Source organism: Rhodanobacteraceae bacterium, assembly GCA_024234055.1.
Lineage (GTDB): Bacteria > Pseudomonadota > Gammaproteobacteria > Xanthomonadales > SZUA-5 > JADKFD01.
Map to the genome: position 1 here is coordinate 200,541 of JACKOW010000001.1, position 25,460 is coordinate 226,000.

General features: G+C 63.4%; 21 protein-coding genes and 1 tRNA gene. 10 read left to right on the top strand and 12 right to left on the bottom strand.

Annotated features, from left to right (window positions below; translation table 11 throughout):
• Positions 1 to 125 precede the first annotated feature (125 nt).
• From atpG to H7A19_00895, 7 genes are all read right to left on the bottom strand, one after another.
• Positions 126 to 989 carry a F0F1 ATP synthase subunit gamma gene (gene atpG / locus H7A19_00865; protein MCP5473381.1) on the bottom strand — a complete coding sequence of 288 codons (864 nt, stop codon included), beginning with the start codon at positions 987 to 989 and terminating at the stop codon, positions 126 to 128.
• Positions 990 to 1,140: 151 nt separating this feature from the next.
• Positions 1,141 to 2,688, bottom strand: coding sequence for a F0F1 ATP synthase subunit alpha (locus tag H7A19_00870; GenBank protein MCP5473382.1), 1,548 nt, complete (start codon positions 2,686 to 2,688; stop codon positions 1,141 to 1,143).
• Between the two features lie 124 nt (positions 2,689 to 2,812).
• Complete coding sequence (locus H7A19_00875; GenBank protein MCP5473383.1) at positions 2,813 to 3,346, bottom strand: F0F1 ATP synthase subunit delta; 534 nt, start codon at positions 3,344 to 3,346, stop codon at positions 2,813 to 2,815.
• On the bottom strand, positions 3,343 to 3,819 hold the full coding sequence (locus H7A19_00880; protein MCP5473384.1) for a F0F1 ATP synthase subunit B: 477 nt from the start codon (positions 3,817 to 3,819) through the stop codon (positions 3,343 to 3,345). The genes H7A19_00875 and H7A19_00880 overlap by 4 nt, the downstream gene beginning before the upstream one ends.
• Before the next feature lie 58 nt (positions 3,820 to 3,877).
• The gene (atpE, locus tag H7A19_00885) at positions 3,878 to 4,138 is read right to left on the bottom strand and encodes a F0F1 ATP synthase subunit C (GenBank protein ID MCP5473385.1); all 261 of its coding nucleotides are present in this window, start codon (positions 4,136 to 4,138) and stop codon (positions 3,878 to 3,880) included.
• Between the two features lie 55 nt (positions 4,139 to 4,193).
• Positions 4,194 to 4,988: a F0F1 ATP synthase subunit A gene (gene atpB / locus H7A19_00890; protein MCP5473386.1), complete on the bottom strand. Its 795-nt coding sequence runs from the start codon at positions 4,986 to 4,988 to the stop codon at positions 4,194 to 4,196.
• Between the two features lie 49 nt (positions 4,989 to 5,037).
• Complete coding sequence (locus H7A19_00895; protein MCP5473387.1) at positions 5,038 to 5,505, bottom strand: hypothetical protein; 468 nt, start codon at positions 5,503 to 5,505, stop codon at positions 5,038 to 5,040.
• 181 nt (positions 5,506 to 5,686) lie between these two features.
• Here H7A19_00895 and H7A19_00900 point away from each other — a divergent pair, with 181 nt between their 5' ends.
• From H7A19_00900 to H7A19_00910, 3 genes are read left to right on the top strand one after another with little or no spacing between them, the layout of a single operon-like run.
• Positions 5,687 to 6,532 carry a cyclic nucleotide-binding domain-containing protein gene (locus tag H7A19_00900; GenBank protein MCP5473388.1) on the top strand — a complete coding sequence of 282 codons (846 nt, stop codon included), beginning with the start codon at positions 5,687 to 5,689 and terminating at the stop codon, positions 6,530 to 6,532.
• Positions 6,533 to 6,590: 58 nt separating this feature from the next.
• Positions 6,591 to 7,583, top strand: coding sequence for an FHA domain-containing protein (locus H7A19_00905; protein ID MCP5473389.1), 993 nt, complete (start codon positions 6,591 to 6,593; stop codon positions 7,581 to 7,583).
• Positions 7,584 to 7,590: 7 nt separating this feature from the next.
• Positions 7,591 to 8,127 (top strand): anti-sigma factor antagonist, encoded by a 537-nt coding sequence (locus H7A19_00910; protein MCP5473390.1) that lies wholly within the window; start codon positions 7,591 to 7,593, stop codon positions 8,125 to 8,127.
• Between the two features lie 74 nt (positions 8,128 to 8,201).
• On the opposite strand, the gene H7A19_00915 is transcribed toward H7A19_00910, so the two are convergent.
• On the bottom strand, positions 8,202 to 9,761 hold the full coding sequence (locus H7A19_00915; protein ID MCP5473391.1) for a SpoIIE family protein phosphatase: 1,560 nt from the start codon (positions 9,759 to 9,761) through the stop codon (positions 8,202 to 8,204).
• A gap of 217 nt (positions 9,762 to 9,978) precedes the next feature.
• Here H7A19_00915 and H7A19_00920 point away from each other — a divergent pair, with 217 nt between their 5' ends.
• A complete protein-coding gene (locus tag H7A19_00920; GenBank protein MCP5473392.1) occupies positions 9,979 to 10,353 on the top strand; it encodes an MAPEG family protein in 375 nt (124 codons plus the stop codon).
• A gap of 135 nt (positions 10,354 to 10,488) precedes the next feature.
• Here the strand turns inward: H7A19_00920 and H7A19_00925 are convergent, their stop codons facing one another.
• The 4 genes from H7A19_00925 to H7A19_00940 all read right to left on the bottom strand — a co-directional run bounded on the left by H7A19_00925 (position 10,489) and on the right by H7A19_00940 (position 13,038).
• Positions 10,489 to 10,866 carry a phasin family protein gene (locus H7A19_00925; protein MCP5473393.1) on the bottom strand — a complete coding sequence of 126 codons (378 nt, stop codon included), beginning with the start codon at positions 10,864 to 10,866 and terminating at the stop codon, positions 10,489 to 10,491.
• Positions 10,867 to 11,857: 991 nt separating this feature from the next.
• A complete protein-coding gene (locus H7A19_00930; GenBank protein ID MCP5473394.1) occupies positions 11,858 to 12,436 on the bottom strand; it encodes a chalcone isomerase family protein in 579 nt (192 codons plus the stop codon).
• Positions 12,437 to 12,582: 146 nt separating this feature from the next.
• Positions 12,583 to 12,945, bottom strand: a complete 363-nt coding sequence (gene queD, locus H7A19_00935) for a 6-carboxytetrahydropterin synthase QueD (GenBank protein ID MCP5473395.1) — start codon at positions 12,943 to 12,945, stop codon at positions 12,583 to 12,585.
• A 16-nt stretch (positions 12,946 to 12,961) separates the two neighbouring features.
• Positions 12,962 to 13,038, bottom strand: a tRNA-Met gene (locus H7A19_00940).
• 355 nt (positions 13,039 to 13,393) lie between these two features.
• Between H7A19_00940 and H7A19_00945 the strand changes: the two genes are divergently transcribed.
• From H7A19_00945 to H7A19_00970, 6 genes are all read left to right on the top strand, one after another.
• The gene (locus H7A19_00945) at positions 13,394 to 14,707 is read left to right on the top strand and encodes a hypothetical protein (protein ID MCP5473396.1); all 1,314 of its coding nucleotides are present in this window, start codon (positions 13,394 to 13,396) and stop codon (positions 14,705 to 14,707) included.
• A 424-nt stretch (positions 14,708 to 15,131) separates the two neighbouring features.
• On the top strand, positions 15,132 to 17,555 hold the full coding sequence (locus tag H7A19_00950) for a protein kinase (protein MCP5473397.1): 2,424 nt from the start codon (positions 15,132 to 15,134) through the stop codon (positions 17,553 to 17,555).
• A gap of 151 nt (positions 17,556 to 17,706) precedes the next feature.
• The gene (locus tag H7A19_00955; GenBank protein ID MCP5473398.1) at positions 17,707 to 18,405 is read left to right on the top strand and encodes a sigma-70 family RNA polymerase sigma factor; all 699 of its coding nucleotides are present in this window, start codon (positions 17,707 to 17,709) and stop codon (positions 18,403 to 18,405) included.
• A 113-nt stretch (positions 18,406 to 18,518) separates the two neighbouring features.
• Positions 18,519 to 20,912, top strand: coding sequence for an aminotransferase class III-fold pyridoxal phosphate-dependent enzyme (locus H7A19_00960; protein MCP5473399.1), 2,394 nt, complete (start codon positions 18,519 to 18,521; stop codon positions 20,910 to 20,912).
• A gap of 437 nt (positions 20,913 to 21,349) precedes the next feature.
• Complete coding sequence (locus H7A19_00965) at positions 21,350 to 22,279, top strand: SDR family NAD(P)-dependent oxidoreductase (GenBank protein MCP5473400.1); 930 nt, start codon at positions 21,350 to 21,352, stop codon at positions 22,277 to 22,279.
• A gap of 323 nt (positions 22,280 to 22,602) precedes the next feature.
• Complete coding sequence (locus H7A19_00970) at positions 22,603 to 25,308, top strand: hypothetical protein (protein MCP5473401.1); 2,706 nt, start codon at positions 22,603 to 22,605, stop codon at positions 25,306 to 25,308.
• The last annotated feature ends 152 nt before the right edge of the window (positions 25,309 to 25,460 follow it).

The following is a 25,460-nucleotide window of genomic DNA, read 5'->3' on the forward strand; positions in this document are numbered from 1 at the left end:
CTTGAACTTTGATGCGCTACGGCTATTTGCCGCTCGCTGAATTCTTTTTTTGGTCAAACGTAAAACGTCAAACGTCAACTGACAGCCGCTCTCATTGACGTTTTACTTTTTACATTTCACCGCTCTTAAACTGCTGCCGCGCCGCCGACGATTTCGCTGATCTCCTGCGTGATCGCGGCCTGACGAGCCTTGTTGTAGATCAGCGTGAGATTGTCGATGGCCTTGGTGGCGTTGTCGCTGGCCGACTTCATGGCCACCATGCGGGCGGCGTGTTCGGAGGCCAAATTTTCCAGTACGGCCTGATACACCAGGCTTTCGATGTAGCGCGACAGCACGTGATCCATGATCTCGGGCGCGCTGGGCTCGTACAGATAATCCCACTGATGCTTGCTGTCCAGATCGTCGGTGGGCAGCAGCGGCAGCAGCTGGTCGACCGTGATCTTCTGGGTCATGGTGTTGACGAAATCATTGTAGGCCACGAACAGACGATCGACTCGGCCGTCCATGTAGCTGTCCAGCATCACCTTGATGGCGCCGATCAGCTGATCCACCCGCGGTTTCTCCCCGAGGTGGGTGACCGAGCCGACCATGTCGACCTTGAGGCGCTTGAAGAAGGCCGTGGCCTTGGCGCCGATGCAGACCACTTCGATCTGCGCGCCCTTGGCCTGCCACTCGCGGATCTCGCCGAGCAGCTTGCGGAACAGATTGGCGTTGAGGCCGCCGCACAGGCCGCGATCGGTGGATACGATGACGTAGCCGACATGCGACACCTCGTCACGCTCGACGAGGAAGGGGTGCTGGTACTCGGTGTTGGCCTTGGCGACGTGGCCAATGACCTGGCGCATCAGCTGCGCGTACGGACGCGAAGCCTTCATCAGCTCCTGCGCACGACGAATCTTGCTCGCCGACACCATTTCCAGAGCACGCGTCACCTTGCGGGTGTTCTGCACGCTCTTGATCTTGGTTCGAATTTCTCTTGCGCCTGCCATAGGGTGCTCGCTTCGCTCGCGGTGAAAAGTGAAAGGTGAAACGTGAAAGGGGCTTCCTAGTGGGTGGGAACTGAGGGCTTTTAGTTGACGTTTAACGTTTCACGTTTAACTCTACTTGCCTCAACTCCGACCTCCGTGCGGAGTGTCCCGCTCACCAACTCCCCGTCTTCTTGAACTCCGCAATACCCTTCTTGAAGGTCTCTTCGATGTCCTTGTTCCAGTCGCCACTGACGGCCATGTCGCTCATGAGCTGGCCGTGGTTGCTGTGGAAGTGCTGGTGCAGGGCTTTTTCGAAGGCCTGGATCTTGTTCATTGGCAGATCGTCCATGTGGCCCTCGTTGACGCAATACAGCGACAGCGCCATTTCAGAGACCGACATCGGGGCGTACTGCTTCTGCTTCATCAACTCGGTGACGCGCTGACCGCGTTCCAGCTGGGCGCGGGTGGCGGCGTCCAGATCGGAAGCGAACTGGGCGAAGGCGGCCAGCTCACGATACTGCGCCAGTGCCAGTCGCACACCGCCGCCGAGCTTCTTGATGGCCTTGGTCTGGGCCGAGCCGCCGACGCGGGACACCGAGACGCCGGCGTTCATGGCGGGGCGGATACCGGCATTGAACAGATCGGTTTCGAGGAAGATCTGGCCGTCGGTGATCGAGATCACGTTGGTCGGCACGAAGGCCGAAACGTCACCGGCCTGGGTTTCGATGATCGGCAGTGCGGTCAGTGAACCGGTCTTGCCCTTGACCTCGCCCATCGTGAACTTCTCGACGTACTCCTCGTTGACGCGCGCTGCGCGCTCGAGCAGACGCGAATGCAGATAGAAGACGTCACCGGGATAGGCTTCACGACCCGGCGGACGGCGCAGCAGCAGTGAGATCTGGCGATAGGCCCAGGCCTGCTTGGTCAGATCGTCGTAGATGATCAGCGCATCTTCGCCGCGGTCACGGAAGTATTCGCCCATGGCACAGCCGGCGTAAGCGGCGACGTACTGCATGGCGGCCGATTCCGAAGCCGAGGCGGCCACGATGATGGTGTGGGCGAGGGCGCCGTGCTCTTCCAGCTTGCGCACCACGTTGGCAATCGAGCTCTGCTTCTGGCCGATGGCGACATAGATGCATTTGATGCCGCTGCCTTTCTGATTGATGATGGTGTCAATGGCCAGTGCGGTCTTGCCGGTCTGGCGATCGCCGATGATCAGCTCACGCTGACCGCGACCCACCGGGACCATGGCGTCGACCGACTTGTAGCCGGTCTGCACCGGCTGGGCGACCGACTTGCGCCAGATCACGCCGGGCGCAACCTTCTCGATGGGGCTCGACAGCTTGGCGCCGAGCGGGCCCTTGGCATCAATCGGATTGCCGAGCGCGTCGACCACGCGGCCGAGCAGTTCCGGTCCGACCGGCACTTCCAGAATGCGGCCGGTGGTCTTGACCGTATCGCCTTCGCGCAGGTGCTCGTAGTCACCGAGCACCACTGAACCGACCGAGTCGCGCTCAAGGTTCAAGGCCAGCGCGAAGGTATCGCCCGGCATCTCGATCATTTCGCCCTGCATCACGTCGGCGAGGCCGTGAATACGCACGATGCCGTCCGAGACCGAGACGATGGTGCCTTCGTTGCGCGCTTCGGCGGAGGTCTTGAACTTTTCGATGCGCGACTTGATGAGGTCGCTGATCTCGGAAGGGTTCAGTTGCGTCTGCATGACGGTGGTTTCCTGTAGTGGCGACACCCGGGTCGCGACCGAATCAAATTGTGTTGCTGCAATCTTGCTGCAGCCCTTAGTTCCAGTATCGGCGCGGCGGTCAGGCCGCAGCCGTGAGCAGCACTTATTGCGCCAGCTCGGTTCGCAGGCGCTGCAGCTTGCCGCGCATCGAACCATCAATCACCACGTCGCCGGCCTCGACCACCGCGCCACCGATCAGTTCGGGGTCGATGACGATGTCCAGCGTAGCCACGCGCTTGAAGCGCGCCGCCAGCGCGCCGGTCAGTTCCTGCTGCTGCACGGCGTCGATCGGCATCGCCGAGCGCACGCGCACCCGGAGGGTGCGCTCGTCTTCGGCGCGCAGCAAATCGAACAGTTCGGCAATCTGCGGCATCAGCGACAGGCGCTGATTGCCCTCCAGCAGTGCGAGGAAACGGCCATAGCGACTGTCGCTGTTCTCACCTTCCGGCAGGAACAGGTTCAGCCGGTCGACGGCGGTCAGCTTGGGGCTGTTGATCAGGCTCTGGACGGTGTCGTTGGCCGCAATGTGCGCGGCCAGCGACAGCTTGCCCGACCACTCGGCGGCGGCCTGATCGGCCTTGGCCAGCTCAAAAGCCGCGCGGGCGTAGGGCCGCGCCAGTGTCAGCGCATTGCTCATTGGCGGATCTCTTTGATCAGATCGTCCATCAGTGCCTGATGCACCTTGGGGTCGATTTCCTTGCGGATCAGGTGCTCGGCACCCTTGATCGCCAGATCAGCCACATGCTGGGCCAGTGCCTGTCGCGTGCGATGAGCTTCAGTCGCGATCTCGGCAAAAGCCACCGACTTCTGACGGCTGCCTTCGGCAATCGCATCAGCCTTGGCCTTGTCGAGAATGGCCGAGTATTCCTTCTCGGCGCGGTCACGGATGCCCGCAGCTTCGCCACGTGCTTCGCGGATCACCGCATCCTGCTTCTCACTCGCCTGTGCCAGTGCGCGCTGCCCTTCTTCGGCAGCGGCCAGACCGTCGGCAATCTTCTTCTGTCGCTCTTCGATGGCGCTGTTGATCAGCGGCCAGCCGAACTTCATGACCACCCAGGCCGTCGCGAAGAACGCGAGGCCCTGGATGACCAAGGTCAAGTTGATATTCATCGCTCTACTCCGTTACAGCGGCCGCGCTTGGGCGGCCGCCGGGACTATCGAGGCCGGATTACTGCAGCTGCGACAGGAACGGATTGGCGAAGATCAGCAGCAGCGCAATGGCCACGCCGATCATCGGCACGGCGTCAAGCAGACCGGCCACGATGAACATCTTGGTCTGCAGCATCGGCGCCAGTTCCGGCTGACGCGAAGCGCCTTCCAGGAATTTGCCGCCCAGCAGCGCAAAGCCGATGGCGGTGCCGAGGGCGCCGAAACCGATCAGCAGGCTGGCGGCGATCAGCGTGTAGCTCATGACTGTTGCGAGTTCCATGGGTCAACTCCGTAGTGACTGTTTCAGTTTGGGTGAAAGGTGCAGCGAAAAAGGATCAGTGGTGCTCGGCGGCCATGCTGAGATACACGATGGTCAGCATCATGAAGATGAAGGCCTGCAGCGTGATCACCAGCACGTGGAATGCGGTCCAGATGAAGCCGGCGATGAACTGCATCGAGCCGAGTGCGTAGGTCATGCCCGAGGTCAGTGCCGCACCCAGGGTCATCACCGCGATCAGGATGAAGATCAGCTCACCGGCGTACATGTTGCCGAAGAGTCGCAGGCTCAAGGAGACTGGACGCACCGCTTCTTCAATGATGCGCAGCAGCAGATTGGCCGGCGCAATCTTCGGGCCAAACGGTGCGGTCAGGAACTCGCCGAAGAAGCCGCCGACGCCCTTGTGCTTGATGCCCATGTACTGGATCAGCAGGAACACGCACAGGGCCATGCCCAGCGTGGTGTTGAGATCGGCGGTGGGGACGACTCGCAGATAGCTCAGACCGGCAGCGTGACCGGCGGCCGGCAGGGCGTCGACCGGAATCATGTCCATGAAGTTCATCAGGAAGGTCAGCACGAAGATGGTCAGTGCCAACGGTGCCACCAGCTTGCTCTTGCCGTGGAAGGTCTCCTTGACCAGGCCGTCGACCATCTCGACCACCATTTCGATGGCGCATTGCAGCTTGCCGGGCACACCCGAGGTAGAGCGACGGGCAACGCGCAGGAAGACCAGCAGGAACAGCGCGATCATCATGAACTTGAAGAACACACTGTCGATGTTGATGGTCATGAACGCACCGTCACCGACCTTGATCTGCAGGTGGTGCAGGTGATGCACGATGTATTCGGTCATGCCACCCGAACCACCTTCTTCGGCTGCGCTGGTCATCATTGTCAGAAGCTTATCCATAGCGTAATAAAGCCCAGGTCCCTGCCATTTGTGCCGCGATGAACCCGGTGATCAGCCCGCCTGCGGGCAGACGCAGCAGCGTCAGTCCCAGCATGAACAAGGCAAACACCACCAGCCATTTCCACGCTGCTGCGCTGTAGAACCGGCGCAGCATCGTTTGTACCGTTGTCATTCCCCGCAGTTGCCGGCGCGCAAACATCGCCTGCGCCGAAGCAACTGCCGCCGCACCCCAGGCCGCGGCTGCGGCGAGGGCCCCGTCCAGACTGACCGCGTAGATCGTCACGGCCAGCAGCCCACCGGTCCAGAGCTGCGTCTGCACGACGCGCCGAGCCAGAAGTCGGCCAGCGGCAAAGGGATCGTGCAAGGACTTCAGCCTGTCTCGGTTGCGGGCCGCGGTGTATTGGGCCGGGCGAAAAATCAGCGAGAGTATATCGGTCGGCAGAAAGAGGTCGCAAGCCAAGTTGTTCAGAATTCACACACGAAACGTCCAAAAAGCTGAGTCAGGACTCTACTTGCGGCGGAATGGGCCGAGCGGCACCTGCCCTCGGCGCTTGCTGCCGACTTCCACGCCTCGGCATACTCCATGACCTGCCGTAGTGATTCTGTGTGCTGCGGAGCCACACTCTCACGAGCATTGATCGATGAGCAAATCGAAACCGGTCTACGTAGACGTGCCCGCCGGCAGTTTCGTTTTCCGCGAAGGCGACGCGGGCAGTGACATGTTCATCATCGAGACCGGCTCGGTCGAGATTCTGCGCCGTGCCCGCGGTGAGACGCCGATCGCGACTTTGGGTCCTGGCGATTTCTTCGGCGAAATGGCCATCCTCGAAGATCAGCCGCGCTTTGCCGCGGTTCGGGCTGCGACGGCCACGCGTCTGTTGCGCATCGACCGCGCCGCCTTTGCCGACATGTTGCGCGACAACTTCGAAATCGCGGTACGCATCATGCGCAAGCTGGTGGCACGCTTGCGACGGACCGAGGAGCAGATGCAGGCGGTTCAGGAAGAACTTGATCGGCTCAAGCGCGGTACTGCGCCTTCCCGGCCTGGCGGACCCGTCGCCAGCACCTTCGGCCCGGCCGAAACGGTCAAGGCCGATCTGTCGCAGACCCGGTCGCCGCCAGTGCGCCGCGCCGCACCGGTCGATCCAGCGCGTATCGGCAAGCCAATCAAGCTGGTGCATGTGGCCAGCGGCAGCGAGTTTGCGCTGAACAGCAGCAAGCCGGAATTGCTGGTGGGTCGGCCCGATCCGGTCACCGGCATCTTGCCCGAGATCAATCTGGGGCCCCTGGATACCCAGCGCAGCCTGTCGCGGCGTCACGCCAAGGTCGTGATCGAGGGCGGCATGCCCTTCTTGCGCGAAGAGGTTGGAACCACCAACGGTACCTACGTCAACGGCGAGCGGCTGCCCACCGGGCAGGCGCGGCCGCTGGCCATAGGTGATACGCTTCGGTTCGGATCGGTGGAGTTGAAGGTGGAGTCCCTGTGACCGATTCCACGGCCGTGATCGTGCGGAGTCTGCAGCAGACCTTGACAGCGGAGGTGACATGGCTCTGGATTTGAATTCGGTGGATCTCAGTGCCGTCGAGGCGCTGGCAGCGATCAAGTCCGAGCAGGACCAGCTCGGAGAGCGACTGAAGACCATGGAGAGCAAGCGTTCCCAGGTCTCTGCCGAGGTCTACCAGCGCGTCCACTCCGACTACCGCAAGCGTCAGGCTGAACTGATGTCTCAGGCGGCGCCTCTGATTCAAAAGGCGGGCGAGTCCTACCGCGCCTTGCGCATGGAATTGATTGAGCTGGAATCGGCCTTCAAGACGGCGCAGCTTGACCGTGAGGAAGTCGATTTTCGCCACGCCCTCGGCGAGTTCGACGAGAAGGAGCTGGCCAACCGCGTCAAGGCCGTCGATGCGCGCATCGCCGAGCACGGCAAGGCGCGGACCCGGGCTTTGGCGTTGAAGGAGCGCTTCCTTGCCGTTGTCACCCAGGAGTCGGATCTCGATACCAGCGACGAAGACACCGCGCGGATGGAGGCGATTCCGGCTTCTGTTGCACAGGGCGACTCTGCAGCGACGGTAATTGCCGCGCCGATCAAGGATGCCGCGCCCAAGGGTGATCCGGATGCCACGCTGGTGGCGCCGCTGCCGCCCCTGAAGCCTGTGCCGCCGCCAGCGGCAGTTGTCAGCGCGGCGACGCCGCCGCCTGCGCCAGCGGTCAAGCGACCGCGCAATCCGGATGCCACCGTGGTATTCCGCCAGGGCCGACTGGAGCCGCGCAATGCCGAAGCCGGGTCGGTGGTGCAGACACTGGGTCTGAAGCCGATCAGCATTGGCAGCGATTCGGCCTGCGATCTGCAGTTGACAGCGCCCGGGATTGCCAAGCGCCAGCTGGAGATCACGATGACCCGCGCCGGATTCTGCGTGCGTGACGTGGCTGCCAACGGCGCAGTCAAGATCAATGGCGAGATGGTGCAAGAACGCGTGTTGGCTGAGAGTGATACCCTTTCGGTCGGCCCCGCCCAGTTCAACTTTAGACTGTTATGAGGATCGCATGGCGCTAGATATCGGCAGCGAAACCCACGGAGACTTCCGAGTGCTCCGTCTGAACGGCCGTCTCGACACTGAGACTTCCGCTGATTTCGAACTCGCAGCGCACGACCTGACGTCTGCGGGGGAGAACAAGTTCATCGTCGACCTGGCCGGCATCAGCTACGTCAGCAGTGCCGGTCTGCGCGTCTTGCTGGCATTGGCCAAACAGATGAGCAATGGCGGCAGTCTGAGGCTATGTGGTCTGGCGCCGAGCGTGCGTCAGGTGTTTGATCTGTCCGGATTCAGCAAGCTGTTTTCCATCGCCCCCGATCTGAACGCCGCGCTGGCAGAGGGTGGGGTCACTGCTGCGTCCCCGACACCGGCGCTCAGCAATGCCGCGGCAGACCTGCTGGGCGCTACCCAGGCGCCAACGTCGCCATCTACATCGCCCGCGGCCAGTCCGCAGGTGGGTCGTCAGGCGGCCGATTTGCTGGGTGCGAAGTCGGCGCCCAAGCCCGGCTTGATCGCGCGCATCCTGGCCTGGTTCAAAGGCCAATGATTTCGGTTCTGGCTGCAAGCCTGGGGGCATTCCGGCACGAGTGGTCGTTGTGGGCAGCTTGATGGCTCGCGCGTCTACTGGCGCAGTCTTCCCAGGCAAATGATCGTGAGGTCGTCGGTGGAGCGATCCTTGCCGACGAATTCCAGCAGGGACTTGCGCAACGCCTGATTGATTTCTCCGGCGGTATCGCAGGACAGCAACACCTGGTCTCGCCGCGCCTTCCCGTAGAGTTCGCCGGCGGTGTTCTCACCTTCATCGACGCCGTCGGTGGTCAGGATCAGGCAGTCGCCCGGGGCCAGTGCCAACTTCTGCTCCCTGACCTGCAGATCCATATCGGTGCCCACCGGCGAACCCGGGTCCAGGCCCATTTCAATCACCTTGCGCGCGGCTGTACGTAACACCGGTGGCGAGTGGCCTGCCAGTCCCACGCGGCACATGCCGGTGCGGGTGTTGATGAATACGGCGGCGACGGTGGCAAACATGCCTGGTTCCAGCACCGGATTCAGGCTGCGCTGCAAGTTCTCCAGCAGATCGGCCGGGCCCACCTTCAGCTTGAGCTGATGGCGCAGGTCGGCGACCAGATAGGACATGTACATCGCGCCGGAAACACCCTTGCCCGAGACATCGCCGATGACCACCGCCAATTCTTCGTTGCTGCGCATTTCGATGTGGAAGAAGTCGCCGCCGACCATCATGGCCGGCGTGTAGCTCATCGCCAGTTCAAAACCATCGATCTTGGGTGGAGCAGGCGTCAGCAGGCGCTGCTGGATACGTTGAGCCAGGCGCAGATCAGAATCGCGCATCTTGCGTGAGCCGGCGGCCGCCTGGGCGCGCAGTGCGGCCAAGGGGATGCGCAACAGCAGCGAGGCTTCTTCCAGATCGCTCAGCGTGATCGCTACCGGGCGGCGCTCGCCATGGTCCGTGCCACCTTCCAGCAGCAGGCCAACCTGATGATCGATGGGAACGGCAATGAACGGCGCGATCTTCTCCACCGCCAGTGCCCTGGCCAATTGCTGACACTGTTCCGGCATCCATACAACCACGCCCTGGGGCTCGGACTTCAGGGCAGAGAGGGCCCGAAACAGGGTGCTGCGGGAGATTTCCGCGCCTTGCGGGGCGCGCGCCAATATGCGCCCTGCGCGCCAATCGACCATGCTTGCGCGCGTGGCCGTCGGCAAGCACGAGAGCAGAGCCTTCAGGGCATTGCAGGCAAGTTCCTCAGGAGCATCATTTTCGCCCTTGAGTGCTGCCAGCATTCGGTTTGACAAACCCAGTGGCTCGGTGGCGCTTCCGGTGGGCGTGTCGGCCACGTTCGCCGCTGCAGGCCCGGTGCCGCGTACCGTACCAGCCAGCTGCGAACTGAAGGTCAGGGTCACACGGCCAAGGCTGATGACATCACCCTCGGCGAGAGCGCGATCGCCAATCAGCTTGACGCCGTTGATCTCGGTGCCGTTGGCGCTGCCGAGATCGCGAAGGCGCCAGCCGTTTTCGGATTTCAGCAGCTCCGAATGGCGTCGCGACACTGTGGGATCATCAATGGAGTACTCGACCGACGGATCGCGGCCGAGGATGCCCTCGCCCTCGAGCTTCAGTACCCGACCCTTGGCCCCACCATTGAGTACGACCAGAAACATCCGTGTGCAGACCTCATGCCTGTGGACGCCGCATTGCCGACGTCAGCTCATTCCGCCGCCGAGCGGCGCGATGCAAGATACATGGATGCAAACGCGCGCGCTCCGTGTGAAGCCTAGCCTATTCGCGTTGTATGGGTGGCTGCCTGACCGCACAAGGCCGTGACATCGACCATTCGCAGCACCAGAATCGGCTCCCCGATTCATGCCGGAGCTGGAAATGACGATTGCCTACTGGTGCGTGATGGTGGCAGCTTTTCTGCCGATCTTGTTCACTGGCTTTGCCAAGTTCAGCGGGCCGGGTTTCAACAACCGACGTCCGCGCGACTTTCAGGCGCAACTCGAAGGCTTCCGCCAGCGCGCGCATTGGGCGCACCTGAACTCCTTCGAAGCCTTTCCGCCATTTGCGGCGGCCACCATCATCGCCCATCAACTGGGCGTTGCCCAGGATCGTATCGACGCCCTGGCTATCGGCTTCATTGTTGCCAGACTGATCTACTTTGTCTGCTATGTCGCCAATCAAGCCAATCTGCGCAGTCTGGCCTGGGTGGTGGCGACCGGCTGCTGGGTAGCCATGCTGGTGCTGGCGGCCTGATCCAGAAACCCACACGTCACAACAACAAAACCCCGGCTGACGAATCAGCCGGGGACAATCACGACGCGAAAATCGAGGGGAGGGGTCCAGATCGACGCGTCGTTCCTGCGCGTTGCCTTCCCTGGATCTGGAAGCTCAGCGAGCCTTCGCGGTCTTGGCCTTGACCACCGCATCATTGGCAGCGTCGACGGTGCCCTTGAACAGCTGGCCATAAGCTTCGCCGGTCTTGGTCAGCACGCCGGTCACTTCCTGACTGGTGGCATACAGTTTTTCGGCGGAATCCTTGATCAGGCTCACGCTCTTCGGCCATGCGGCGCGAGCGGCTTCGAAATCGCGAACTTCGCCAGCCTGACCCATCAGGTCAGCAGCGACCTTGACGCGGTCTTCGATGGTCTTCAGCTGGATGTCGATCAGCTTCTCGAAGCCTTCGACGGCAATGGCGTTGGCCTTGATGAAGGTCTCGGCGGCCTGCTTGGACAGGGCCAGAAACTGGTTGCTAGCTTGCTCGTACATTTCGCTCTCCTCGGGAACTGCCCCATGTTGCGTTGCAGCATAATCCCGATTTTGTTGCAGTGCAACATTTTTTTTCGAGGCACGAGGGCAGGAGGGCAGGAGGGCAGGAGGGCAGGAGGGCAGGAGGGCAGCGGGAACCGCGTCATTACGAGTCACCTGTTTCGGCCTGAAACTGGGCGCGGGCCATGAACCCGCCGTCGTAGGTCATGTTGTCCGCGTCAGCGGACTACGTGACATCGAGTTGCGTCACGTAGCTCGCTACGCGAGCAACGTGACCTACAACAGCAAATCAACAACTTACGATATGGCTTCATGGAGAGCCACCTGTTTCGGCCCGAAACTGCCCACGGGCCATGAACGACAAACTCGCCCGTAGGAGCGACCTTGCGTCGCGACCGGCACCGCGAGGACCCCGTCCTGAGGCACGTCGCGGCAAGAAGCCGGACGCAGAGCACACGAAGGAAAAGCAGAGAGAACACGAAGAAAAGCGTAAACATCTTCGATCTGCCCGGAAAACGGTCGTGCGTAGCCCGTTGTGCCGCGCAGCGGCTCAGCGGGGCGCTTTCGCGTCACCGCCCGCAGAGCGCTGCGCGCACTTCGGGCTACGATAGGCAATTTTTTGCGCCAACTTAGTCAATTCAATGACTTACGATAGGGTTTCATGGAGAGCCACCTGTATCGGCCCGACACTGCGCACGGGCCACGAACCCCAAGCTTGCCTGTAGGGGCGACCTTGCGTCGCGACCGGCAAACCGCAGGTCCGCCGCAGTGGTCGCGCCGCCAGGGCGCTCCGAATGGACAAAGCCCGCGTTGCGCACCCAAGGACGCCAAGGCAATAACTTGCGACACGGGCTCATCGAGAGGAACGAAGTGACCAGGGAATCCCGTGCCCAGACAAGTCTGGACCCATACCAGCCTGGTGCGCGATTCTTCGTGCCCTCGTGCCCTCGTGCCCTCGTGCCCTCGTGCCCTCGTGCCCTCGTGCCGAGGTCTACCCGCCGCTGGCGCTGCCCGTCAGTCCTTCGCGCACTTCGGCGTCAGCTTGAGGGCCCAGCCACATCGAGATCAGCGCTCGGTTGAACTCGATACCGGCAAAGTTGGCGGCGGTGCCGTCACTGAGCGTCACGCGGGTGCCGGCATCCGGTGAGTAATAGAACACGACCTTCTCGCCGCGGACGGCCGCGGGCAGCATCTCAATGAATTTCTCCAGGCGCGGCGCCACGCGACTGCGGGTTTCAGCCGTGGTGACTTGCTCGAAGAGCTTGCGGAAATGATCCTGTACCTGCGCCTTTGGCAATTCGCTGGCATACCAGACCAGCGTGATCTGCAGCGGCGTCAGTCCCTGACTCAATTGGGCTTCCCCACTGGCGCCAGTGGGTCCGTGCAGCGCCAATCCGTAGAAGGGGACAAAGCTGCGATGGACCTGCGCAGTGCCCATCAGGTACCAGACTTGGCCTTGGCCCTCGGCACGAATGGCAGAGGGAATCTCGACACCCGCCAGTTCGGTCGCACTCGCTGATGCCGTGATCAGGCCGAGGGCCGTCACACCGGCCAGAATGAATCCACGCATGTCTTGCCGCCCCTGTCGCTGCAGCACACGAGGATACCCCGCAATGGCACAGGGGCGCAGAGCCGCGGTGCTGACGTGGTCAGCGAATGAGAACGAGGCCTCAGTTCCGGGGGGGGGATCCGCGCAGTCCGCCGGGTGTTCCCGAATCAGGTCCCGGGCCCGTGATAGATGGCGCCGGCAGTGCAGGTTTCGTGCACCACCACCTTGGACAGCTGCGGCAGCGCAGGCTGCAACTGCTCGAAAATCCACTGGGCAAGGCGTTCGCTGGTGGGATTCTCCAGCCCGGGAATATCGTTCAGATAGTTGTGGTCGAGCTGGTCGAACAGTGGCTGGAAGGCGCGTTTCACATCGGCGAAGTCCACCACCCAGCCTTCCGGCTGTCGAATCTCGCCGCGGACATGAATCTCGATCCGGAACGAGTGTCCGTGCAGGCGCGAGCACTTGTGGCTGGCCGGAAGGTTCGGCAAGCGATGTGCTGATTCGATCGAGAAGATCTTGAAGATGTCCAAGGCTGGACTCGGTAGTTGGTGGCTATGAGTGGAATCGAACCACCGACCTCAGCATTATGAGTGCCGCGCTCTAACCGTCTGAGCTACATAGCCACGAAAGCGTGGGCCAAGAATGATGCCAGAGCTTGTGGCGTGTGGCTAGTCTGAATCTCAGCTCGCGGCTTTTGACACCTTGGAGCTGCGATAGATCGCGCCCCCCAGCGTGAATACCTGATCAGCGCCCATGTGAATGTCGAAGTCATGGCCGAAACGGCCTGCGCGCGTGTCGTTGACCAAGATTGCGCTGACAGTGCTGTCCAGAACCTCGCCCAGATCGGGAAGTCTTCCATTGACGAACGTGTCATCGCATGCACCACTTGCTTAACAGGAACAGTGCGGGCCAGTCTCGGTGACACGACTCTGGCTGCCCCGTGCCCGCGGCCTAGCCGCGCCTGACAGGAAGAAGGACATGCGTTGGTTGAAATGGCTGGGTGGATTGGTGTTGGTGCTGATGCTCTGGGTGGGTCTGATCGCAACCGAGTGGCTGCCGCGCTCGACCGCTGAAGATGTGGCAATCGCCGCGGCTTTGGCACATCCGCCTGTCAACCTGAGCGGCAATCGCAATGCCTTTGCCGGTTTCCAGGCTTTTGCCCACGAGGTGCCGGAAGGCCAATGGGAGGCCGTGGCGGCGGCCGATGTGGCCGCATTCGAGCAGGCGCGGCCCGGCAGCAGCTTCGTTTCCACGGCCGAGGGCAGGTATCCGGCGCATCCGGCGGTTCCCGGGAAAGAGCCTTCCCTGTGCAGCCCCTGGGATCCCGAATGCTTGTCAAAGGTGCGCGATCATCAGGACGAAGCGCGTGAGTGGGTGCGCAAACTGCAGGCTCGGCTGGCGCAGGGCGAGGCCTTGTTGGCGTACGACTACTACCGCTACGAATTCACGCCGCGCTCGGATTCGCCCATCGCCTCCTTCGGGGGCTATTTTCCCGTCCTGCTGAGTTCGATCGCCCTGCAGCACATCGATGGCGACAGCGCTGGAGCTTTCGCCAGCCTGTGCCGACATAGCGCCAGCTGGCGACAGCTGCGCTCGCACACCGATCTGCTGATCATGGACATGCTGGGCATCGCCCTGATGACCGGCGCCACGCGGCTGTATGCCGAAATGCTCTCGGAGATGCCGGTCGATTTTGCCGCGCCCTGCCCGGAGGTGTTTGCGCCCCTGGCCGATGCCGAACTGGATCAATGCGCGGTGTATCAGTTTGAGGTGCGCGCCATGGGCAATACCATCGATGCACTCGGTCAGGGGGATCTGGCCTTGTTCGGCGAGCCCGTGCCACCGCTGTTGAAGCTGAGCACGGGCTTGATCAACAAGCGTCATGCCAAAGCCCTGTTCGCCCGCAATCTGGGCCGTTACTGTACCGAAGAGCAGTACAGCCGCATTCGTGCGAAATCATCAACACCATTGCCGGAGGCCGGGAAATGCGGCGCCCTGGACTGGCCGCTGGATCCGGTCGGTTGCTACGTGGCCAAGGCCGTGTACAGCGTTGAACCCTACTGGCAACGTCTGCTCGATCTGGATGCACGCCTGAAGTTGCTGAACGCCGCCATCCTCGTGCGCGGACTGTCGGCCGACGCGGCGCAAGCTGCCTTCGACGCGCGCCCGCAAGCCATGCGCAGTGCCGAGCATCCCATGAGCATCGAACCCGATGTCGGCATCGTGCGCATGGTTCCACTGGAGCAAACGCGCGGCAATCCCTGGGATCTGCCCTATGCGCGGGCACCATGAATCGCGGGTACGGACTGGGTGTTCCCTGCTCTGGAGGGCGCCGCGCTGCGGCGCGGCCTTGCGCAGGCGGGAGCCCAGCAGCGGCCGCGCCAGCGCGCGTCCCTCCTCGAAATCGCTCTGACGCGGCAACATCGTTGGCAGAAGGTGCCGAGTCGCAAGTCGAAGCCGGTGGCTCCCCATGAACCCATATCCCAAGATGTCGATGCGTCATTGCGAGGAACGCAGTGACGAAGCAATCCAGTGCTTCTGCGGCTGTGTGTCTGGATTGCTTCCCCCGGATCAAGTCCGGGGTCGCAATGACGCTGAGGGTTCCTGGCCCGTGGGCAACTTTGGGCCAGAACAGGTGGCTCGCAATGTGATCGATCCAAGAACTGCGGCTACTCCCGTATCGAGGCTGGTGCCTTGAAATGATCGCGCTACGCACATGATCGACATCCCCGGCTATCGCATCGAGAGGGAGCTTGGTCGCGGCGGCATGGCGACGGTCTACCTGGCGACGCAGCTGTCGCTGCAGCGCCCCGTGGCGCTCAAGGTGCTGGCGCCGGGCCTCGCCAGTGACCCCGGATTCACCCAACGTTTCTTGCGCGAAGGTCGCATCGCCGCGAGCTTGCGGCATCGGCACATTCTCGCCATCCACGATGTCGGCGTACATCAGGGGCTGGCTTACCTGGCCCTGGAATATCTGCCAGGTGGCCAGCTGTCGAAGCTGCCGATGGCGCCACCCGAGGCGCTGCGCCTGATCCGCGAGATTGCCGGCGCGCTGGCGCATGCCCACGCCAAGGGTGTCGTCCACCGAGACCTCAAGCCTGCCAACATCCTGCTGCAGGACGATGGCAGCCATGTGCTGGCTGACTTCGGCATTGCCCGCATGCTTGGCGCCAGTCGCCTCACCGCCGATGGCGGATTCGCCGGCACGCCGGCCTACATGGCGCCCGAGCAGTGGCGCGACCAGGCCGTCGATGCGCGGACCGACATCTACAGCCTGGGGGTGGTCCTCTATCAGTCCCTGACCGGCCGCGTGCCCTATGACGGCGATGATGGCTGGGCTATCGGCATGCAGCATCAGCAGGCGCCGTTGCCGCGACTGCCCGATGCCTGTGCGGCATTGCAGGATCTGCTGGCGGGTATGCTGGCCAAGGATCCGGACGCGCGAATCAGTGATGGCGCGCAGTTGATCGAGCGCGTCATGGCGCTGGAAATTCTGCCCCGCTTCGATTCGGCACCAGCGGCACCCATGCCGGACCCGGTACAGCATCTGCGGCAACAACCGCAGCGACTGGCCACCCTGTTTGCAGCCGAGCCCCGAGCGCCCGATTGGCGCTGGCGCAGCGGCGCCTGGGTCGGTGTTGCCCTGTTGCTGGCGGCGGGCGCTTGGAGCTGGCATTCCCTGCACGGTCAGACCAACTGGAGTCGATTGCTGGGCCCGAGCACACTGGCCACGGTCGCCGTGCTGCCCTGCGAGAGTTACAACGGCAGCACCGACCATGAGCTGATGGCCAAGGTGCTGGCCGAGGAAGTGATCCATCGCCTGAGCCGCCTGCGCGGGCTCACCGTCATCGCGCGCAGTTCCAGTTTTCCCCTGCAGCAGTCCGGACTCCCGGCAACCGAAATCGGCGAACGTCTGCGCGCCAGCCACATCCTTGCTTGTTCGATCCGACCTGCCGGCAGCGGCGTGCGCATCGTCGCCGAACTGGTGGAGACCGCCGGCGGTACCCAGCGCTGGTCGGCCGAGTACGATCGCGCCAGCGACGACGCGCTGCTTGGGATCGTCGACGAACTGGCCGTGGCCATCAGCGAGCGTCTGTTGCTGAATCTGGCGGGCCCGGAGCGGGCGCAGCTGATTCAGCACCGGACCAATAGCCTGGAGGCCATCGCCCTGGTCGAGCAGGCGCGCAACCAGGCCGATCAGATGACGCTGGCCGGCATCGAAGCCGGCATCCGGCTGACTGAGCAGGCGTTGGCGATCGATCCCGGCTATGCGCGCGCCTATCTGGCCCTGGCCGACCTCTACCGTCTGCAGATGCGAGTGCAACAGCGCGACAGCGATTGGTGGCAGCGACAGGCTGCGCCGCTGCTGCAGAAGGCACTGCAGATGGACAGCGAATTGCCGGGCGCTCTGGCACTGCGAGCCCAGCTGCGCTGCGCGCAACGCGATTGGGCGGGATGCCGCGCCGACCTCGATCAGGCGCTGAGTTACGGGCCCGGTGTGGCTGAGGTGCGCGCTGCTGCTGCCGAGTTTCACATGAGCCTGGGCTCGCGAGAGCAGGCGGTGGAGCATGCCCAGCGTCTGCTTCAGATCGAGCCGGAATCCGCGCGCGCCTGGAATACCCTGACCCGCGCCCTGCTGCATGCCGGGCGTGAGGCCGAGGCCCTCGGCAGCAGTGAGCGCAGTCTGCAGCGACAGCCGGATCACTGGCCCAGTCTGGAATTGCACGCACTGGTGCTGGAACAGCTGGGGAGATGCAGCGCCGGCATCGCCGCTCACGAGCAAGCCATGGCCCTGACCGACGCCCGCGCCGAACTCGCCGGCAATGGCGCCAGCCTGTACGTCTGCGATGGTCGAATCGAGCAGGCCCGGGCGCTACTGCGCGATCTCCAGCGCCGCCGCGCCAGCGGCGATGCCATCAGTGATCTGCCCTTTGCCCTGAGCTATCTGGCTCTCGATCAGAAGGAACAGGCCCTTGGCGCGCTGGAGGCCATGTCCAGTGCCGGCGATCCTCGACTGTGGCAATGGATCGGCAACCCCGTGCAGGGCATCGACAAGCTGGCCGGCGAGAAGCGTTTCCTGGCCCTGCTGGAACGTTTGCGGCTGCCGCCGGAGGCGATGACTTGGCCGACCGGACCATGACTGTGGTACGCGCGCCCGGTGGGAGCGGATTCATCCGCGACCGCATGGTCCTGGACGCAACCCCGAGCTGTCGCCGGCAGAGTCTGCTCCCATTGGCGTCTGCGCCTCTCCGCGCCGTGCGTACCGACCGTCGTTGGCGGAAAGGCTGACCATGGCGCGCTTCCAGACCACGCGCTGGAGTCTGGTGCTGTCGGCCCGCAGTGATGACGCGGCGGCCGCCGATGCCCTGGCCGAGCTTTGCCGCAGCTATCGGGCGGCGGTGCTGGCCTACATCCGCGGCAGCGGCTACCCGGGCCAGGATGCCGAAGACCTGACCCAGGGCTTCTTCCTGAAATTTCTGGAGAAGCGTTACGACATTGGGGCCGAGCGCTCGCGCGGCCGTTTCCGCAACTACTTGCTGAGCGCGCTGCAGGGTTATCTGGCCAACCACCGTGATGCGGCTCTGGCCGCCAAGCGCGGTGGTGGTATGCGCATGGATTCTCTGGAGGCGGCCAACGCCGCCGCGGAATTGCGCGACGCCGGGCCTACGCCCGAACGGGAGTTCGAGCGAGAGTACGCACTGGCCATGGTCTCGGTGGCGCTGGCCCGTCTGCGCGACGAAGCCGAGGCCGCCGGCCGCGGCGCGCAATATGCCCGACTGGCAATTTATGTGGTCGATCCGCCCGATTCGGGCGAATTCCGCACCCTGGCCCAGAATCTCGACGTGCCGGCAAATACCCTCAGCGTGCAGGTACGCCGAATGCGCCAGCGCCTGCTCGAATTGCTGCGGCTGGAGTTGGCGCAGACCGTGTCCGACCCGACCGATGTCGACGCCGAGATGCAGGCGCTGCGCGCGGCCTTGATGGCCTGACCCCGACAGCACGAGGTTTGGATCAGGCAGCGGAGCAAGCGGCACACCCAGCGCCTGCGTCAGCGCCCGAAAAATCGCCGATCATGGCTGGACGCCTGCCAGCGACTCAGTCCATGTCCGAATTCGACCAACCGCGGCCACAATTCCTTGAGACCGACGTCCTCGATCGGTTGCGACGCGACTATGGCCTGAGCGCCGTGCTGACGCCTCTGGTGAGCGAGCGCGATCAGAATTTCCGAGTTGATGCGGGCGGTTGCAGCCATGTGTTGAAGATCTCCAATCAGTGCGAAGATCCAGCCCTTCTGGATCTGCAGAACGCCGTGCTGGCGCATCTGCAGCGGGCGGATCCGACGCTGGCCGTGCCGCGCGTGCTGCCGGCACTGGACGGCAGCGCCCTGCTCAGCTGGCCGGGCGCCAACGGCGTGCACTCGGTGCGCCTGCTCAGCTATCTGCCGGGGCGGCTGTATTCAGCGGCCAGCAGATCGAGTGCCACGCTGGTCAGTCTCGGCCGATTCATGGGCCGGCTGTCGCGGGCGTTGAAGGGCTTTGGACACCCGGCGGCGCATCGCCCCGATTTTCTCTGGAATCTGGACACGGTTGTGAACTTGAAACCGTGGCTGGCCGATATCGCCGATGACGGCAATCGCGCCGTCGCGGCCCGACTGCTGGCCCGATATGAGCGGCGCACCGCCCCGCGCTTGCCGTGCCTGCGCGCCGCGGTGCTGCATCAGGATGCCAACGACAATAATCTGCTGGTCGACGATCAGGATCAGGTCTGCGGGCTGATCGATTTTGGTGACCTGTGTTTCGGGCGCCAGATCAATGAACTGGCAATCGCGCTGGCGTATGCGCTGCTCGATCAGGACGATCTGCAGGCCGCGGCGCAAGCCCTGATCGCCGCCTATGCCGCTCGGTTTCCGCTCGAAGTGGAGGAGGCCGATGCACTGTTCGATCTGGTGGCGATGCGTCTGGTCGGCAGTGTCTGCATCTCCTCCCGGCGCAGTCGGGAGTTTCCTGACAACGACTATCTGACCATCTCCCAGGCGCCGGCCTTGCGCCTGCTGGCGCGACTGGATGGATCTGACCCGGAGGAGTTGGCGGCCCTGGCCCGCAGCGCGGCGGGGCTGGGCGTCGAAGTCCTGGATTCGGCCGCGACCGGACTGCCAGCGCCCGAGCGTCTGCGGGCGGATGCGCAGTCCATTGAAGCCCTGCGCCAACGCCGAGCCCGCGTGCTCGGGCCTTCGCTGTCGCTGAGTTACCGCCATCCGCTGAAGATCGTGCGCGGCCGCGGCGCCTGGCTCTACGACCACCAAGGTCGCGCCTATGTCGACGGCGTCAACAACATCTGCCACGTCGGCCACTGCCATCCGCATGTGGTGCAGGCGCAGGCGCGTCAGGCCGCGCTGCTGAACACCAACACCCGCTATCTGCACGACACGCTGGTCGACTACGCCGAACGCCTGGGCGCGAAATTTCCGCAGCCGCTGTCGGTGGTCTACATGATGTGCTCGGGCACCGAGGCCAACGAACTGGCGCTGCGCATCGCCCGCACAGTCACTGGTCGTCGCCATGTGCTGACACTGGACTGGGGTTATCACGGCAACAGCGGCGGGCTGATCGATGTCAGTCCCTACAAGTTCAATCGCAAGGGCGGACGCGGCAAGCCCGAGCAGGTCGAAATCGCGATGTTGCCCGATCCCTATCGTGGTCCGCACAAGGGTTATGGCGTCGACAGCACGGCGGCTTATGTGCAATCGGTGACGGAGAAACTGGCGCTGATCCGCAGCAACACCGGCGCCGGTCCGGCGGCTTTCATCGCCGAGGCGATCTCCGGTTGCGGCGGGCAGATCCTGTATCCGCAGGGCTATCTGGGTGCCGCCGCCCGCGAGGTGCGCGCGGCGGGCGGGCTGGTCATCGTCGATGAGGTGCAGACCGGTTTCGGCCGCGTCGGCAGCCACTGGTGGGCGCACCAGTTGCAGGACGTGATTCCCGATATCGTCACCCTGGGCAAGCCCATCGGTAACGGCCACCCGATGGCGGCCGTGATCACCACGCCGGAGATTGCCCGGGCCTTCGCCAACGGCATGGAGTACTTCTCCTCCTTCGGCGGCAATCCGGTGTCCACGGCCATCGGCATGGCGGTGCTGGATGTGATCGAGAATGAGCACTTGCTGGAGCACGCGCAAAAGACCGGCGCCTATCTCAAGGCCGGCCTGGAAGCCCTGGCCCGGCGCTTCGCCCTGATTGGCGACGTTCGCGGAGTCGGTCTGTTTCTGGGCGTGGAGTTGGTGCGCGATCGCAGCACGCTGGAGCCGGCGACCAGCGAGGCCGCCGACCTGATCAATCACGCCCGCGAGCAGGGTGTGCTGCTGTCCACCGATGGCCCGATGGACAATGTCATCAAGATCAAGCCGCCGATGGTGTTCGGGAAGACCGAGGCCGATCTGATGCTGGAGGTGCTGGAGTGTGGGTTGAGGCGGATTTCAGAGCGCGGAACAGCAGGCTAATTGATCGTCGCTGGGCGCTGCTGTGGCGGGCGCAGCGCCGGCCTTGTTCAACGGTAGGAGCGCCCTTGCGGCGCGACCGCTGCTTCGGACGTGCGGCTTGCCGATCGCGACGCAAGGTCGCTCCTACCTGCAACCTTGTGGTTCATGGCTCGTGGGCAGTGTCCGGACTCCACCGGTGGCTCTCCATGAACCCATATCGTAAGTTGTTGATTTGCTGTTGTAGGTCACGTTGCTCGCGTAGCGAGCTACGTGACGCAAATGGATGTCACGTAGTCCGCTGACGCGGACAACATGACCTACGACGGCGGGTTCATGGCCCGTTGGCAGTTTCGGGCAGACACCGATGGCTCGCTCTGGTTCATCATGACTCAAGCGATCAACAGGATTGATACGGCACATTGCGCGAGCACTCTTCCCCATCACCCATCGGAGACCACATGAGTTTCGATTTCAGCGCTGTTTCCGACCAGACCGGCCGACTGGCCATCGTCACCGGCGCCAACACCGGGCTCGGCTTCGAAACCACCCGCTATTTTGCCCTCAAAGGCATGCAGGTGGTCATGGCCTGTCGCAGCGAGGAGCGCGCCCGCGCGGCCATGGCCGAGATCAAGGCCGAAATTCCAAGCGCCCGGCTCAGCATTCTGCCGCTGGACCTGAGCGATCTGGCCTCGGTGCGGGCATTTGCGACCCGCTTTCGCCAGCAGCACCAATCGCTGGACCTGCTGATCAACAACGCCGGCATCATGTGGACGCCCTATGCGCGTTCGGTCGACGGCTTCGAGGGTCAGATGGCGGCCAACTATTTCGGCCATTTCCTGCTGACCTCGCTGCTGCTCGATCTGATGCCCGATCGACCCGAGTCACGGGTGGTCACCCTGAGCAGCATCGCCCACAAGCAGCCGCTGCGGCGCATCCGCTTCGAGGATCTGCACTGGGAGCAGGGCTACAACAAGTACCAGGCCTATGCCCAGACCAAGCTGGCCTGTCTGATGTTTGCCCTCGAGCTTCAGCGGCGATTGCAGGATTCCGGCAGCCGCGTGCTGTCACTGGCGGCGCATCCAGGCGTGTCGCAAACCGAACTGGTGCGCACCCTCAAACCCTGGCAGGTGCTGCTGATGCGTTACAGCATCGGCCCGCTGCTGTTCCATCCGCCGCGGCTGGCGGCGCTGCCAACCGTGATGGCCGCGCTCCAGCCCGAGGTTGAAGGCGGCGACTACTTTGGCCCGCAAGGCTGGCGCGAGATGAAAGGCGCACCCGGCAAGGCCTACGTATCGCGCTGCGCCCGTGACGAGGGCGCTGCGATGAAACTGTGGGAGGTGTCGGAGGAGCTGACCGGGGCCAGCTACTTCGGCGGAGGTGCAAGATGAGCGCAAGACCATCTGCAGCCCCCCCAGGCGCCATGCCTGTCGAGGCCGTCTGAGTGATTCTTCGGTGCATTGTCCAGAATCATTCTTGATCGAAACTCCTTCCTTTTGCCGATGGGATGAATTGAAGGCCGAAATTCCCGGTTGGCAGTGTGCGCCACGGGCGGCAGACAGCTACTCCAAAGTGCTATCCCTTCGAACTGAGACTTGCAATGAACATAAGCGTGACTCGCATCTTTCCGCCGTCGAGTGGCTACACGTCACTGCCGGACCTGACTGCTGTTCGATGGGCTCGTAGCACGGTTCCTCGCCTGTGGCGACAGCTTGTGGCTGCCATTTTGCTATTGGTGCCGATCCTTGCTGCCAGCGCCGCCTCCACCGATCGGCTCGCCATCGAACTGATCCCATCGGTAGCAGGATCAGCCGAGCCGCAATTGGCCATTCATTGGTCCGGCAATGTCGGCGGCCGCCTGCGCGTGCTGGCTTTGGCGGAAGATGGCGCTGAGCGTCTGCTGGTTGACGGTCTGGCCATTCAACCGGGAATGCAGATTCATGCGCTTGCCATCGCCGACACGGACGTCTTGCTGCGTTCGGAACTGAGAGATGCGCGCGGACAGCTTCTTGCCCGCTCCGAGCATGCCGCTCGCTCCGAACTGCCGTTCGCAAGGTTCATCGATCAGACAATGCCGCGTGCGGTCGCGGCGCCGAGGACCTCTCAGGGTGTCATCAGTGACTGGAAGCCGACCTTCGTCAGCAACAATGGTCCGGATGGCACCGTGCTGGCGGTTCAGGCCTGGGATGACGGTAGCGGCGAAGCGCTGTATTTCGGCGGCGAGTTCGTCACCGCCGGTGGTGTCCAGGTCAATGGTATCGCCCGTTGGAACGGGGTTTCTTGGTCGGCACTCGGTGGCGGCATGAACGGGCGAGTGCATGCGCTGGCCGTCTATCAAGGCATGCTCTATGCCGGAGGCAGCTTTACCCTGGTAGACGGAATGCCGATGCCCGGAATCGCTCGCTGGGATGGCAGTGAATGGTCTGCCGTGGGCCCTGGCATCAGCGGGACGGTGTACAGCCTGACACCCTTCCAGGGCGAGTTGATCGCAGCAGGATCCTTCCTCACGATCTCGGGGATGCCTGTGGGGAATATCGCGCGATGGAATGGCATTGCGTGGTCCAGCGTGGGCAGCGGGGCGAATCAGGCCATCGATTGCCTGATCGAGTTCAACGGTACCCTTGTGGCGGGTGGCAACTTCACCTCCATGGACGGCTTGTCCATTGCCGGCGTCGCCTCGTGGAATGGAACGTTGTGGTCGCCGATGGGCAGCGGAGCCGGGGTTCCGACGAGCGCCTTTGCCATCTGGAACGGAGATCTCGTTGCCGCCAGCGGCCTGTCATCGACCAGTCGCGTCAGTCTCTGGAATGGCAATACCTGGTCGCAGCTTGGCGGCAACATGGGCGGCGCAGTCCATGCGCTCACTGCTTTTCAGGGCGAATTGGTCGCAGCTGGCAGGTTCACCTCTGCGGGTGGTGGTGTCCCGGCGTCTTTTCTGGCCCGCTGGAACGGCGCCAGCTGGACACCCTTGGGCGATGGGACCAATGCGATCGTGCGCACCTTGACGGTTTTCGGCGGCGAATTAGTCGCCGGGGGCGAGTTCACGCGAAGCGGTCAGGTGGCTGCGAGCCGTGTCGCGCGCTGGAACGGCAGCCACTGGTCAGGGCCCAGCGCTGGCATCGACAGGGGCATATCCTCGGTGGTGGTCCACAACGGTGAGTTGGTCGTGGGTGGTTCCTTGATCGCCGCTGGCGGCCAGGTGAGCTTCTTCATCGCCCGCTGGAATGGAACCGGGTGGTCACCGCTGGGCAGCGGCATGAACGGCACGGTCTTTGCGCTGGCCATCTACAACGGCGATCTGGTGGCCGGCGGCAACTTCACGCAGGCCGGCGGTGTGGCGGCCAACTACATCGCCCGCTGGAACGGGAGCTCCTGGGCCCCCCTGGGTAGCGGCCTGACGGCATCCGTGGGCGCTCTGGCCAACTACAACGGCGAACTGGTCGCGGCCGGTGGCTTCAGCAGTGTCAACGGCAGCCCATTCAATCGCATTGCTCGCTGGAACGGCATCCAGTGGTCTGCGCTGGGTACAGGAGTAGACGGCGACATTCGCGGGATGGCCGTTTTCCAGGGAGAGCTGGTCGTGGGCGGATTGTTCCAGAGTGCCGGGGGACAGTCTGCCGTCAACATCGCCCGCTGGAATGGCGCCATCTGGGCCGAGCTCGGCAGCGGCACCGACGACTGGGTGCAGACACTCGCGGTCTTCAACAACGAGCTGATCGCGGGTGGCAACTTCGCCAACGCGGGCGGGATCGCGGCTGCCCACATTGCCCGCTGGAACGGCAGCGACTGGTCCGCGGTTGGTTCCGGTGTGGACTTCAACGTATTCGGCCTGAAGGAATACAACGGCGCTCTGGTGGCTGGCGGGGCCTCGCCGGTACCGGTCGTGGCGCGCGTGGCGAGCTGGGACGGCAACTCCTGGACCAGCCTTGGGATGCCCTTCTCAAGCATCAACGTCTCCAGTTTCGAGAACTACAACGGCGACCTGATCGCAGTCGGCGCATTCAGTGTGGCCGGCGGCATCGCCAGCCCCAACATCGCTGCTCATGGACCCACGCACAGCACCCAGTCGACCGTGGTCGGAACCCTGCCGGCACCATCAGTGACCGGTGAATCGGTGCAGATCTCGGTGGAAGTCAGCGCTGATGTGGCACCGACCGAGGGTCACGTCACCGTCAACGGATCACCTGGCGGCTCCTGTACCGACCTGACGCTGTCTCCGATCAATGCCACCACTTCGCTTGCCCAGTGCTCCATCCAGTGGAACACGGCATGCGCACGCGAACTCGTAGCGACCTATGTGGGCGGAACCGATGGCGTCGTCACCTGGCAGCCGAGTACCTCACCAACGACAGTGCACGCTGTTTCTGGTGCAGTGAGTTGTGTGCAGTTGCCCTTGTTTCAGGACGGCTTTGAGGGCTGAGGGCGAAACTGCGGCTTCAACCCACGGGTTGGGCAGTCGCGCTTCTTGCCCTTGGGGATGACCACCCCCGCAAGCGCGGCATGGCGGCGCACTTTGAAATGGATCGTAAACTCAAGCGGTTTGCGCTAGCGTGCGCGACCACCAATCCGGGC